The sequence below is a fragment of the Streptomyces sp. NPDC033966 genome (genome assembly GCF_055575955.1).
The window spans coordinates 638344-651488 of the sequence record NZ_JBVIRQ010000003.1; the positions used below are offsets into that span (position 1 = coordinate 638344).

The 13145-nt window shown below is 74.9% G+C and carries 9 protein-coding genes; 5 read left to right on the forward strand and 4 right to left on the reverse strand.

What is annotated here, in order from left to right:
- Positions 1-142: 142 nt before the first annotated feature.
- Positions 143-3400 carry a TIM-barrel domain-containing protein gene (locus ACZ518_RS11860; protein WP_469112876.1) on the forward strand — a complete coding sequence of 1086 codons (3258 nt, stop codon included), beginning with the start codon at positions 143-145 and terminating at the stop codon, positions 3398-3400.
- A gap of 48 nt (positions 3401-3448) precedes the next feature.
- Here ACZ518_RS11860 and ACZ518_RS11865 read toward each other — a convergent pair whose 3' ends face one another.
- Both ACZ518_RS11865 and ACZ518_RS11870 read right to left on the reverse strand, forming a co-directional pair.
- A complete protein-coding gene (locus ACZ518_RS11865) occupies positions 3449-4792 on the reverse strand; it encodes an MFS transporter (protein ID WP_469112959.1) in 1344 nt (447 codons plus the stop codon).
- Between the two features lie 38 nt (positions 4793-4830).
- Positions 4831-5439, reverse strand: a complete 609-nt coding sequence (locus ACZ518_RS11870) for a TetR/AcrR family transcriptional regulator (RefSeq protein WP_469112960.1) — start codon at positions 5437-5439, stop codon at positions 4831-4833.
- A gap of 112 nt (positions 5440-5551) precedes the next feature.
- Between ACZ518_RS11870 and ACZ518_RS11875 the strand changes: the two genes are divergently transcribed.
- The 4 genes from ACZ518_RS11875 (at position 5552) to ACZ518_RS11890 (ending at position 10279) form a co-directional block, all read left to right on the forward strand.
- Entirely contained in the window at positions 5552-5905 is a 354-nt protein-coding gene (locus ACZ518_RS11875) for a PRC-barrel domain-containing protein (RefSeq protein ID WP_469112877.1), read from the forward strand.
- A 60-nt stretch (positions 5906-5965) separates the two neighbouring features.
- Positions 5966-6883: an aldo/keto reductase gene (locus ACZ518_RS11880; protein WP_469112878.1), complete on the forward strand. Its 918-nt coding sequence runs from the start codon at positions 5966-5968 to the stop codon at positions 6881-6883.
- Positions 6884-6957: 74 nt separating this feature from the next.
- The gene (locus ACZ518_RS11885) at positions 6958-9015 is read left to right on the forward strand and encodes a prolyl oligopeptidase family serine peptidase (protein WP_469112879.1); all 2058 of its coding nucleotides are present in this window, start codon (positions 6958-6960) and stop codon (positions 9013-9015) included.
- Positions 9016-9109: 94 nt separating this feature from the next.
- On the forward strand, positions 9110-10279 hold the full coding sequence (locus tag ACZ518_RS11890) for a PP2C family protein-serine/threonine phosphatase (protein ID WP_469112880.1): 1170 nt from the start codon (positions 9110-9112) through the stop codon (positions 10277-10279).
- Positions 10280-10283: 4 nt separating this feature from the next.
- Here the strand turns inward: ACZ518_RS11890 and ACZ518_RS11895 are convergent, their stop codons facing one another.
- Positions 10284-12353 (reverse strand): SpoIIE family protein phosphatase, encoded by a 2070-nt coding sequence (locus ACZ518_RS11895; protein WP_469112881.1) that lies wholly within the window; start codon positions 12351-12353, stop codon positions 10284-10286.
- A gap of 161 nt (positions 12354-12514) precedes the next feature.
- On the reverse strand, positions 12515-13015 hold the full coding sequence (locus ACZ518_RS11900; protein WP_469112882.1) for a hypothetical protein: 501 nt from the start codon (positions 13013-13015) through the stop codon (positions 12515-12517).
- Positions 13016-13145 lie beyond the last annotated feature (130 nt).

The following is a 13145-nucleotide window of genomic DNA, read 5'->3' on the forward strand; positions in this document are numbered from 1 at the left end:
CCGGGCTCCCTCATGCTCAAATCTGCTTGGTATCGGACTACTTCAAACAGGTTCCTTCAAATGGGCCGCCCGAGTCCGCTATCTTGCCGGGTGCATGCCAAGGCGGTGTGTCCGCGATCCGGACCGCACGAGGAGCTGCCCGATGAGTCCGACGAGACTGTCCCTGAGGCGCGACCGGCACGACCCCCCACCCGAGCACCGCCGCCGGGGCCGCCCCGGCCGTCGCCGGGCCCGCCCCGGCCGTCGCCGGGCCCGCCTCGCGGCCCTGCTCGCCGCCGCGCTCGCGGTCGCGGGCCTCGCCGCGGCCGGGCCCGCCACCGCCCGCGCGGCGGCCGCCGCCCCGGCCGCGACGGCGGGGACGGCCACCGGACTGACCCAGTCGGGCGGCACGTTCACCGTGAGCACCTCCAGCGGTGCCAAGGCCCGCGTGGTCGTCGCCCGCGCCGACATCTTCCGCCTCTGGCTCTCCCCCGACGGGGCCTTCACCAACGACCCGGCCGGCTCCGACCTGGCCCCCACCACCGACTTCGGCCCGGTGAACGCGAGTTGGGCCGATGCGGGCACCCACTTCCGGATCACCACGGGGGCCCTGTCCATCCGGGTCAACAAATCGCCCCTGCAGTTCTCCGTCTACCGCGCCGACGACACTACTTTGGTCTGGCAGGAGACCCAGCCCACCAGCTGGGGCGGCGGCAAGACCACCCAGTACCTGGCGCGCGGCACCGACGAACAGTTCTACGGCACCGGCCTGCGCCTCGGAGAGTGGGCGCTGCGCGGCAAGACGGTGCCCGTGGCCGTCGACAACAAGTGGCGCGAGAACAGCAACGCCAGCCCCGCGCCCTTCTACATGTCCACCAACGACTACGGCGTCATGCGCAACACCTGGGCCCCGGGCTCGTACGCCTTCAACGCCCCCACCGCCCTGACCCACGACGAGACCCGCTTCGACGCCTGGTACTTCACCGGGGACTCCCTCAAATCGGTGCTCGACGCCTACACGGACGTCAGCGGCAAACCCTTCATGGCGCCGATGTGGGGCCTCGAACTGGGCAACGCCGACTGCTTCAACGCCTCCAACCCCGACTACCAGGGCGACCACGGCCGGCTGCGCCACCAGACCACCCCCGACGTGGCCGGCTACGCCGCCGACGCCCGCGCCGCCGACATGCCCTCGGGCTGGTTCCTGCCCAACGACGGCTACGGCTGCGGCTACACCGCACCCCTGAAGTCCACCGTCGACGCCCTGAAGGCCAAGGGCTTCCAGACCGGCCTGTGGACCTCCACCGGACTCGGCTCCATCGCCGACGAGGTGGGCAACGCGGGCAGCCGGGGCGTCAAGACCGACGTGGCCTGGATCGGCGGCGGCTACAAGACCGCCTTCCAGGGCGTCCAGCAGGCCGTGGACGGCATCGAGAGGAACTCCGACGCCCGCCGGTACGTGTGGACCGTCGACGGCTGGGCCGGCACCCAGCGCAACGCCGTCGTCTGGACCGGCGACACCTACGGCACCTGGGACGACATGCGCTGGCACGTCCCCGCCATCGCCGGCGCCGGCCTGTCCGGCCTCAACTACGCCTCCGGCGACATCGACGGCATCTTCGGCGGCAGCCCCAAGACGTACGCCCGCGACCTCCAGTGGAAGGCCTTCACGCCCGCCTTCATGACGATGTCCGGATGGGGCGCCGTCAACCCGTCGGCCGGCTACCAGGACAAGGAGCCCTGGCGCTTCGCCGAACCGTACCTCTCGATCAACCGCAAGTACCTCCAGCTGAAGATGCGGCTGATGCCCTACCTGTACACGATGAGCCGCACCGCCCACGAGACCGGCGTCCCCAGCACCCGCGCGATGGTCCTCGAACACCCCGACGACCCGGTCGCCCGGGGGAACCTCACCAGCGGCCAGTTCATGGCCGGGGACTCCTTCCTCGTCGCACCGGTCGTCTCCGACACCTCCGTCCGCGACGGCATCTACCTGCCCGCCGGGACCTGGACGGACTACTGGACCGGGAAGACGTACGCGGGCCCCGGCTGGCTCAACGGCTACCGGGCGCCCCTGGACACCCTGCCCCTGTTCGTCAAGGGCGGGGCGATCGTGCCGATGTGGCCGCAGATGAACTACTCCGGCGAGAAGCCCGTCGACATCCTCACCTACGACATCCACCCGCGCGGATCCTCCACCTTCAGCCTGTACGAGGACGACGGCCGGACCCGCGCCTACGCCTCGGGCGCCTTCGCCCGCCAGCGCGTGGACGTCAGCGCCCCGGCGGCCGGCTCCGGCACGGTGACCGTCTCGGTCGGCGCCCCCACCGGCAGCTACGCGGGACAGCGGGCCGCGCGCGGCTACGAGTTCACCCTCCACGTGGCCTCCGCCCCCACCGCCCTCACGGCGGACGGCGCCGCGCTGCCGCGCCTCGCCGACAAGGCCGCCTACGACGCGGCCGCCACCGGATGGTTCTTCGACCCCGCCGACCGCGCGGGCGTGCTGTGGGTGAAGACCGGTACGAAGACGGGCGCGTTCAGCGTCACCGCCACCGGGACCTCCGTCCCGGCCGCCGACCCGGTCCCGGTCACCTCGTCGCCCATCTCCCAGTCGGCCTGGACCCTGGTCTACGCCGACAGCCAGGAGACCGCCGCCGAGAACGGGGCCGCGGTCAACGCCTTCGACGGCAACCCCGCCACCATGTGGCACACCGCCTGGTCCTCCGGCAAGGCGGCGGCCCTGCCGCACGAGATCCGGATCGACCTCGGCGCCCGCTACAGCGTTGACGGCCTCGGCTACCTGCCGCGCCAGGACGGCGGGGCCAACGGCCGGATCGGCGGCTACGAGGTCTACGTGTCCGACACCACCACCGACTGGGGCACCCCCGCCGCGACCGGCACCTTCGCCGACACCCCGGCGGCCAAGTCCGTCACCCTCGCTCCCCGGACCGGCCGCTACCTGAGGCTGCGGGCCCTGACCGAGGCGGGCGGGCGCGGCCCCTGGACCAGCGCCGCCGAGCTCACCCTCACCGGCCGCCCGGCACCGCTCCCGGCCGACGCCACCCTCGTCAACGCGGCCTCCGCGCGCTGCCTGGACCTCCCGCACAGCGACACCACGCCGGGCACCGCACCCACCCTCTACACCTGCCACGGCGGCCCGAACCAGCGCTGGACCCTCCACGGCGACGGCCGTCTCACCGGCCTGGGCGGGGTCTGCCTGGACGCCGCGGACCCGGCGAAGGTCACGGTCCGGGCCTGCGCCGCCGGTCCCGCCCAGACCTGGCAGACCGGCCCGGACGGCAGCCTGCGCAGCGCGGGCCAGTGCCTCACACCGGCGGGCTCCGGCACGGCCGACGGCACCGGACTCACCCGGGCCGCCTGTACCGGCGCAGCCGCCCAGCGCTGGACCTTCACCCCCTGACCGCGGGTCCGGCCCGGCCCCCCACGCCGGGCCGGACCCGCCGGCCAGCTACGCCGCCCGCGCCGGGTCAGCAGCCCGGACCGGGTCAGCCGCCCGCGCCGGGTCCCCCGGGTCCGCCGGTTTCCGGTCCCGGCCCGGCAGCAGCCAGGCCGCCGCCAGGCCGAGGGCGGCCACTGCGGCCAGGGCCGCCAGCGGCCGCCCCGCCGTCCCGGCACCGGAGGCACCGGCCCCGGCGCCCGCCGCCACGGCGATGCCCAGGCTCGGGCCGACGTTCATCGCGGTCTGCTTGAGCCCGCCCACCACTCCCGCGTACCCGGCGGGGGCGTCGCCGACCACGGTGCCGGTGGCGGTGACCATCACCGCCGCGAACCCGGCCCCCAGCACGCCGAACGCCGCCCCGCCGGCCCCGCCCAGCCCGGCGATCCCCAGCACCACCAGCGCCGTCCCGGCGAGCGCCGTCCGCCGGGGCCCGTACCGGCGCAGAGCCGCCCCCGCGACAGGCGCCCCGGCCACCATCAGCGCGGTCAGCGGCAGCACCCGGATCCCGGTGGCGAGCGGGCTGAGGCCCCGTACGTCCTGGAGCAGGAACGTGGCCGTGAACAGCGCCCCGGACATTCCGGCCGACACCGCCAGCAGCAGTGCCACCGCGGCCGCGACGGGCCGCGACCGGGCCACCGCGGCCGGCACCAGCGGAAGCCGCGCGCGCCGCTCACCCCGTACGAACAGCGCCCCGAGCCCGGCCGCCGCGCCGGCCCCGAGCAGTGTCGGCGCGGCCGTCCACCCGTACTCCGGTACGCCCGCCAGCGCGTGCACCGCCGACGCCAGGGCGGCGGCGAGCAGCACCGGACCGGCCGGCCCCAGCCGCCCCGGCTCGCGCGGCTCCGGCGCGGGCATCCGTACGGCGAGCGCGAGGGCGGCGATCAGCAGTGCGGCCGGCACGTTGAGCAGGAACACCGCCCGCCAGTCCAGCAGCGCCACCAGCACCCCGCCCAGCAGCGGCCCCGCCGCCGCGGCCGCCCCGATCGCGCCGGTCCGCACCGCCACCGCCCGGCCCAGGCGCTCCGGCGGGTACGCCATCCGCAGCAGGGCCAGGGTCGCGGGCTGCAGCAGAGCCCCGAACAGCCCCTGCACGGCGCGCAGCGCGATCACCCAGCCGACCCCGGGCGCCAGCGCGATCCCCGCCGACGCGGCGGCGAAGCCCAGTGCGCCCGTCACCAGCAGCCGGGTGTGGCCGTAGCGGTCCCCGAGGCGCCCGGCGACGACCAGGAACGCGGCGACGGCGAGCAGGTAGGCGGTGCTCGTCCACTGGACCTGCGCGACCCCGGCCCCCAGATCGCGGCGCAGGGCCGGCTGCACCACGACGAGCACCGTGCCGTCGAGCGCGACGAGCATCGCCCCGGCCGCGCTGACCAGCAGCGCGAGTCGCTCCCTCACGCGGGCCCCGCCCCGAGGTGCGCGTCCACGACGGCGTCCACCAGTGCGTCCAGACGCCGGCCGCCCTCGTCGTCCGCGCCGGTGCCGAGGACCAGCGGCAGGCTGCCGTAGCCCCACAGCTGCGCCACCCCGTGCAGCCCCGCCCACAGCGCGGCCGCCGTCACCTCCGGCTGCGCCGCCCCGCAGGCGCCGACCAGCCCGGTCAGCAGCGCGAACAGCGGCAGGGTCTGCTCCCGCAGCCGGGGGCCGTCCGAGGGTTCCCGGCCGGTGCTGTCCAGGAGGTCGTGCCGGAACATCAGCTCGAACATGCCGGGCTGCTCCAGCGCGTACTCCACGTACGCCCGGCCGAGCGCCCGCACGTGCTCCCGGGGCGCGGGCCGCTCGGCGCCGGCCGCGAGGAAGCGGGTGCCGAGGTCGCCGAAGCCGCGCCGGGCGATGGCCGACAACAGTGACTGGTGGGTGGGGAAGTAGCGCCGGGGTGCGCCGTGGGAGACCCCGGCCCGGCGGGCGATCTCCCGCAGGCCGAGGGAGCCGGTCCCCTCGCTCGTGACCAGTTCCACCCCGACGTCGATCAGCCGCTCGCGCAGCGGCACATCCGGTTCCATTGGCATAGACAGTGTCTACCACGCTGCGTAGACGCTGTCTACTGGGGATGCCGGTTCCGGCGCGGGCCGACGGGTAGGCGCCAGCCACGAGGCTGTACAGGAGGAGGTCGTCATGGGAACCGGAATCTGGGGCTACGGACACGACGCGGGCTACGCGCCCGGCACGGACCTCGTCGGCTACAAGGTCGAGGCCACCGACGGATCCATAGGCAAGGTCGACCGTCACACGGACGACGTGGCCCGCGCCTACCTGGTCGTCGACACCGGCCCCTGGATCTTCGGCCGCAAGGTCGTCATCCCGGCCGGAGTCGTCTCGCGCGTCGACACCGGGAGCGGGACCGTGCACCTCGGCTGCACCCGCGACCAGGTCAAGGACTCGCCCGACTACGAGAGGAACGGCCGCCACGAGGACGAGCCCACCTTCGTCCGGCTGATCGAGACCTACTACTCCAACCCGCACATGTGAGGCGCACGGCACGTCCGAATCCCCTGGTGGCGGTCCCGCCCCGCAGGCGATCATCTCCGGATGACGACAGAGACGATCACCGCAGCCGCATCGGGCACCTGGACCCTCGGAGACCTGGAGGTCAACCGCATCGGCTTCGGCACCATGCGCCTCCCCCAGAACGGCCCGGCGCTCCGCTCCGACGCGGCGTCGGGCGACCGGGACCGCGCCATCGCCGTCCTGCGCCGCGCCGTGGAACTCGGCGTGAACCACATCGACACCGCCGCCTTCTACTTCTCCCCGCTCCGCTCCGCCAACGAGCTGATCAACAGCGCCTTCGGCGGCCGCTACCCCGACGGCCTCGTCATCGCCACCAAGGTCGGTCCCGCCCGCGACGCCTCGGGGGAGTGGGCCGAGCACGTCGGCGCGGCCGGACTGCGCGGCCAGGTCGAGGAGAACCTGCGCCAGCTCGGCCGCGACCACCTCGACGTGGTCAACCTGCGCGTCCTGCCCCAGCAGCCCCATTTCGCCGAACGCTTCGCAGCCCTGGCGGAACTCCGCGACGCCGGGCTCATCCGCCACCTCGGCGTCTCCAACGTCACCCCCGAACAGCTCGCCGAGGCACAGGCCATCGCCCCCGTCGTCTGCGTGCAGAACATGTACGGCATCGGAGTGCGGCCCGAGTACGACGACTTCGTACGCTCCTGCGGGGAACAGGGCATCGCCTTCGTGCCCTTCTACGCGATCGCCGCCGCCGGCCGCGATGGCGGCGCGGCCGGCTCCGAGAGCGAGGAGCTGCTCACGGTCGCCCGCGCCCACGGAGCCAGCCCCGCGCAGGTCCGCCTCGCCTGGACCCTCCAGCGCGGACCCCACGTCCTGGCCATCCCCGGCACCGGCAACCCGGACCACCTCGCCGACAACGTCGCCGCCGGCGCCCTGCGCCTCGACGCCGACGACCTCGCCCTCCTGGAGCGCCTCCACCACGCGCCCGCACAGTAGGGAGGGCGGCGGCACGGGCCGGCGGGGGCCGTGACCGGCCCCGCCGGCCCGCCCGCGTCCGGCACAATCGGCGGATGAGCGAACAGACCCACGCCGGCACCGCCGGCCCGCACGACCACGACCCCTACCTGTGGCTGGAGGACGTGGAAGGAGAGGCCGCGCTCTCCTGGGTCCGTGAGCGCAACGCCGAGACCGTCGCCGCGCTGACCACGGACCCCGCCTTCAAGGTGCTGGAGCGCGAGGTGCGCGAGGTCCTCGACGACGACGGGCGCATCCCGTACGTGGTCCGGCGGGGCCGCCACCTGTACAACTTCTGGCAGGACGCCGGCCGGCTGCGCGGCGTCTGGCGCCGCACCACCCTGGAGGAGTACCGCACCGAGCACCCGGCCTGGGAGACCCTCCTCGACCTCGACGCCCTCGCCGACGCCGAGGGCGAGAAGTGGGCCTGGGCCGGCAGCGCCGTCCTCGGCCCCGAGTACCGCCACGCCCTGGTCATGCTCTCCCGCGACGGCGCCGACGCCTGCGTGGTGCGCGAGTTCGACCTGCACACCCTGGAGTTCGTCGAGGGCGGCTTCGCCGTCGAGGAGGCCAAGACCCGGGTCGACTGGATCGACGCCGACCACCTCTGGATCGGCACCGACTTCGGCCCCGGCTCCATGTCCCCCTCCGGCTACCCCCTCCAGGTCCGCCGCTGGCGCCGCGGCACCCCCCTCGCCGAAGCCGAACAGGTCTACGAAGCCCGGCCCGGGGACCTGTCCGCCAGCGGCTGGCACGACGACACACCCGGCTTCGAACGGGACTTCGTGTCCCGGCAGATCGACTTCTGGAACGGCGAGCTGTTCCTGCTGCCCGAGGACCCCGCCGCCGCACCCGAGAAGATCGACGTGCCGGACGACGCCGGCGCCGGGATCCACCGCCAGTGGCTGATCGTCCAGCCGCGCACCCCGTGGCTGGGCCACCCCGCCGGCAGCCTGCTCGCCTTCGGCTTCGAGGACTTCCGGGCGGGCGGCCGCGAGGCGGAGGTCCTGTTCACCCCCGACGAGCGCACCGCCCTCGCCGGCTACAGCTGGACCCGCAACCACCTCCTGCTGCGCACCCGCGCCGACGTCTCCTCCCGCCTGGAACTGCTCACCCCCGGACCCGGCGGCTGGACCCGCGCGCCCCTGGACGGCGTACCGCCGCTCTCCACGGCCTCGGTGGTGTGCACCGACCCGGACGAGAGCGACGAGTACTTCCTCGACGTCACGGGCTTCCTCCAGCCCTCCACCCTCTTCCGGGGCGAGGCCGGGACCGCCGGCGGCGAGGCCCTCAAGCAGGCCCCCGCCCACTTCGACACCGCCGGGCTCCACGTGAGCCAGTACTTCGCCACCTCCCCCGACGGCACCCGGGTCCCGTACTTCGTCGTCGGCCCCGAGGACCGGTCCGGGCCCGGCCCCACGCTGCTCTACGGCTACGGCGGCTTCGAGGTCTCGATGGTCCCGTGCTACAGCGGCGTCACCGGCCGGTCCTGGCTCGCGCGCGGGGGCACGTACGTCCTCGCCGGCATCCGGGGCGGCCGCGAGTACGGGCCCGCCTGGCACCAGGCCGCCCTCGGCGCCAACCGGGTCCGGGCCTTCGAGGACTTCGCCGCCGTCGCCCGCGACCTCACCGCGCGCGGCATCACCACCCCCGCCCAGCTCGGCATCGAGGGCGGCAGCAACGGCGGCCTCCTGATGGGCGCGATGCTCACCCGCTACCCCGGGCTGTTCGGCGCCGTCGTCTCGCACGTACCGCTGCTCGACATGCTCCGCTTCCACAAGCTCCTCGCCGGAGCCAGCTGGACCGCCGAGTACGGCAACCCCGACGACCCCGCCGACCGGCCCCACCTCGAACGGATCTCCCCGTACCACCGGATGACCGCCGACGGCCCCGCGTACCCGCCCCTGCTCCTGCTCACCTCCACCCGGGACGACCGCGTCCACCCCGGCCACGCCCGCAAGGCGGCCGCCCGGCTGCGCGAACTGGGCCACCCCGTCCTCTTCCACGAGCACCTCGGCGGCGGCCACGCCGGCGCCACCGACCACCAGCAGACGGCCTTCAACGAAGCCCTCGTCGCCGCCTTCCTCTGGGAACGGCTCACCCCCGCGAGGTGACCGTCCGGCGCGCTCCACCGGCCCCGCCGCGCCGGGGCTGGTGGAATGGACCGACCGGCGGCCCGCAGGGGGCCGCCCGCCGGTCGGAGGAGACGTGTCGGACCGAGACGGCCACGCACCGGATCCGGACGGGGCGCTGGAGGCCATCGGCACCACCGACGACGAGCGCACCACCTGCCGGGAACTGGCCGCCTTCCTCCTCCGCACCCTGTGCGACGCGGCGGCCGTCGACCTGACCGCCGGCGGCCGCACCGAGCGGGTGGCCGTCGCCGGAGCCACCGGGCTGCTGCGCGCCCCGGGACCGGCGGTACGGCCCGCCGTCGTCGCCCTGGACGGGGGCCATCCGCTGCGCAGCTGGACCCTGCGCCCGGGCGGCCCCCCGGTGCACGGCCTGTCCGTCGCGCTGGCCCGGCACGGGACCTCGTACGGCACCCTCGTCGTGGTGCGCACCGGCGGGGCGTTCACCGACCGCGAGGCCGCCGCCCTGCACTTCGCCGCGCGCATCGCCGCGCTGCACATCCGCCACGCCAGGCGGCTCGCCGCGACCGAGTCCGTCGCGCTCGACCTCCAGCGGGCCCTGGTCGCCGACCCCGGCCGGCCCCACCCGAACCTGCTGGTCGCGGGCCGCTACCTGCCGGTCGGGCCGAGCGCCCTGGTCGGCGGCGACTGGTTCGAGACGGTCCGGCTGCACTTCGGACGGACCCTGCTGGTGGTCGGCGACGTCATGGGGCACGGCCTGGACGCCGCCGTGGACATGAACGCCTACCGCTCCACCCTGCGCGAGGTCGCCTCCACCGAGCTCGCTCCGCACCGGGTGCTGCGCCAGCTCGACGCCCTCGTCGCCGAGGACGCCGCCCGGCGCGCCGCCACCTGCCTGCTGGTACGCGTCGACCCCGCGCGCGGCACCGCCCTGTACGCCAGCGCCGGCCACCTGCCGCCCGCCGTGTTCGCGGGAGACGGCACCGGCCGGCTGCTCGACGTACCGGTGGGGCCGCCGCTGGGCACCGGACTGGGCGGGTACGAGTCGGCGGCCCACCCCCTGGGACCCGAGGACACCCTGGTCCTCTACACCGACGGGCTGGTGGAGCGGCGCGGCGAGGACATCGACCGCTCCCTCGCCCGGCTCACCGGCCTGCGGCTGCCGGCCTGCGGGACGGCCGAGGAGGCCGTGGACGCGGTGGTCGCGGGCCTCGACGCCCGCCACGCGGAGGACGACGTGGCCGTGCTCGCCGCGCGGATCCGGTCGCGGAGCGCGCCTGCGTGACGGCCTAGCCGAGGGCGCGGGCGATGAGGAGGGCGACGTCGTCGTGGGTGTCGGGGCGGCGCAGCGCCGACAGCAGCAGGTCGCAGGTCTCCTCGATGGGGCGGTGGGGGCCCGCGAGGAGGTCGGTCAGGGTCAGCAGGCGGGCGTCGATGTCCTGGTCGCGGGTCTCGACCAGCCCGTCGGTGTAGAGCACCAGTTCGTCGCCCTCGCCGAGGGTCACGGCGGTGTTCCCGAAGGGGACGCCGCCGACGCCCAGCGGCACCGCCGTCGGCAGCCGCAGCAGCCGGGGCGGGCGGCCGCTGCGCAGGTGCACGGGCGGCAGGTGGCCCGCGGTGGAGATGTGGCACAGCCTGCTGTGGGGGTCGTAGACGGCGTAGACGCACGTGGCCATCGCCTCGCCGAGGTCGCCGGTCGCGGCGTCGAGGTGGGTGAGCACCGTGGCGGGGTCGAGGCCGAGGCGGCCCAGTGCGCGGGCGGTGGCGCGCAACTGGCCCATGGTCGCCGCGGCGTTGATGCCGCTGCCCATCACGTCGCCGACGACCAGCGCGGTCCGGTCACCGCTGAGCGGGATGACGTCGAACCAGTCGCCGCCGGTCTCGTCGGCCGCGCCGGCGGGCTGGTACCGGTAGGCGATGTCCAGCCCGGGGGCCGCCGGCGGGTGCTGGGGCAGCAGGTGGCGCTGGAGGGCGAGCGCCGCGTGGCGCTGGCGCTGGTACCAGCGGGCGTTGTCGATGGACACGGCCGCGTGGGCGGCGAGTTCGGAGGCGAGGAGCACGTCGTCGGGGCCGAACGGCACCGGGTTGCGGGCCCGCTTGAGGTCGAGGGTGCCCAGGACCTGGCCGCGGGCGATCAGCGGCACCGCCAGGTACGAGTGCACCCCCGCCTCGCCCAGCAGGCGGGCGGCGGCCTCGTCGCGGGCGATGCGGGGCAGGTCCTCGGGCCGCACGTGCGGGACGAGTTCCGGCCGGGCGGTACGGGCGCAGCGGGCCACCAGCCGTTCGGGGCGGTACGAGGCCACGTCGCCGACGGGGTCCGCCGCCGCCTCGGCGGGGGTCCGGTACGCGGACTTCACCGCGAGCGCGCGGAAGCGCACGGCCTGCTCGTCGGAGGTCCCGCCCGGCCGGGGCCCCGTGAGCATGGTGTCGAGGACGTCCACGGCGGCGATGTCGGCGATCTCCGGGACGGCGACGTCGGCCAGTTCCCGGGCGGTGATGTCCAGGTCCAGGGTGGTGCCGATGCGTACGGAGGCGTCGGCGATCAGGGCCAGGCGCCGGCGGGCGTGGGCGGCCGACACGGCCGCGCGGTGCTGTTCGGTCACGTCCACCACCGACACCGCGACGCCGATCACCCGGGCGGCCTGGTCCTCCAGCCGGTAGATCGACACCAGCCAGGCCCGCTCACCGGAGTCCTCGGCGATCTGGCCGGTGGTGAAGTGGTCCAGCAGGGGGACGCCCGTCGCCAGGACCTCCCGCATGCTGGTCTCGACCGCCGACGCGTCCAGGAAGGGCAGGATGTCGGCGATCCGCTGCCCGATGTGCCGCTCGGAGGGCACCCCGTTGATGCGTTCCAGGGCCGGGTTGACCAGGACGTACCGCAGATCGGTGTCGAGGACGGCCAGCCCGATGGGGGACTGGTCGACCATGCGCAGGGACAGGGCCAGATCCCGTTCGACGCGGCGCAGCGTGGCCTGCTCGGAGGCCAGGCCCAGGGCGTAGAGCCGGCCGTTGGCGGCCTGGAGGCGCATGTTGCGGAACTCGACGAGGACCGTGTGGCCGTCCCGGTGGCGCACGGGGAAGGAGCCCGCCCACGCGCCCTGGCCCCACATCACCCGGGCGAACAGCTCCAGGACCTCCGCGCGGTCCCGCTCCTCCACCAGCAGCGTCGCCGCGTACTGCCCGAGGGCCTCCTCCGCCGGGTAGCCGAAGAGGGTCTCGGCCTGCGGGCTCCACAGGCTGATGCGGCCCTCGGCGTCCAGGACCACGGCGGCCACCCCGAGCACGTCGAGCAGGCCGCCCGCCGCCGGAGATCCCGCTCCGGGGCCGCCGGAGGGCGGTTCGGGCTGCGCATCGGCCATCACCGGCGCCTCCTCACCCGGGCGGACTCTCCCCATGCTGATGCCCCGGCGCGGCCCTGGCGACCCGGTCGCGGCCATCGGGTGGTGGCGCCTCACCCGTACGCCGCACGGCACCGCCGTCCGGTGCGGACGGCGGTGCCGTGCCGGCGGGCGCGTACCGGTCAGTGGAAGAGCATGGACGCGCCGCCGGCCGCCGTGGTCACGGATCCCGGGCACAGGAAGCTGCCCGAGCTCTTGGTGGCGGTGAAGGCGCGGTTGACGTACTTCCCGGTCGCCGCGTCGCGGTCCCACAGGATGTCGGTGGCCCTGTAGCGGCAGGATATGAAGCTCTGCTGGCCGGTGATGTCGATCAGGTCGGTACGGGCGGTGGTCCCGGCGGCGTCGAAGGTGAACGCCGGGTTGTTGTTGAGGGTGGCGGTGATGCCGCCGTCGCAGGCGAGGTTGCCGCCGGGCCTGTTGATGCTGGTGCGGTCGACGGTGAGGGCGCTGGGGGGATTGGCGCTGGTGCGGGCGTTGGTCCAGGTGCAGGTGTTACCCGCTACGACGATGACGCCGTCGGCCTTCTGGTCGGCGGTGGTGCCGAAGGCGGCGGCGCTCGTGACACTGCCGGCCGAGGCCGCGAGGGCCAGTGCGGCGACGGCGAGTTTCGCACGGTGCATCATGTCGCTCCTCTGTGACACGTCCTTGTGGGGGTGTGGTGCGAGGGCGGTGCGGAGTGCGCCACGGAATGTGTCACAGCGGTCTTCAAATGTCATGCACGCGTCATGCATTGGCCTGAATGAGGCCCCCCGG

Bases quoted from the DNA above. Each gene is read 5' to 3' on its own strand.
- ACZ518_RS11860 (WP_469112876.1), top strand. From the start codon at position 143: ATGAGTCCGACGAGACTGTCCCTGAGGCGCGACCGGCACGACCCCCCA.
- ACZ518_RS11865 (WP_469112959.1), bottom strand. From the start codon at position 4,792: ATGCTCGTCGCGCTCGACGGCACGGTGCTCGTCGTGGTGCAGCCGGCC.
- ACZ518_RS11870 (WP_469112960.1), bottom strand. From the start codon at position 5,439: ATGGAACCGGATGTGCCGCTGCGCGAGCGGCTGATCGACGTCGGGGTG.
- ACZ518_RS11875 (WP_469112877.1), top strand. From the start codon at position 5,552: ATGGGAACCGGAATCTGGGGCTACGGACACGACGCGGGCTACGCGCCC.
- ACZ518_RS11880 (WP_469112878.1), top strand. From the start codon at position 5,966: ATGACGACAGAGACGATCACCGCAGCCGCATCGGGCACCTGGACCCTC.
- ACZ518_RS11885 (WP_469112879.1), top strand. From the start codon at position 6,958: ATGAGCGAACAGACCCACGCCGGCACCGCCGGCCCGCACGACCACGAC.
- ACZ518_RS11895 (WP_469112881.1), bottom strand. From the start codon at position 12,353: ATGGCCGATGCGCAGCCCGAACCGCCCTCCGGCGGCCCCGGAGCGGGA.
- ACZ518_RS11900 (WP_469112882.1), bottom strand. From the start codon at position 13,015: ATGATGCACCGTGCGAAACTCGCCGTCGCCGCACTGGCCCTCGCGGCC.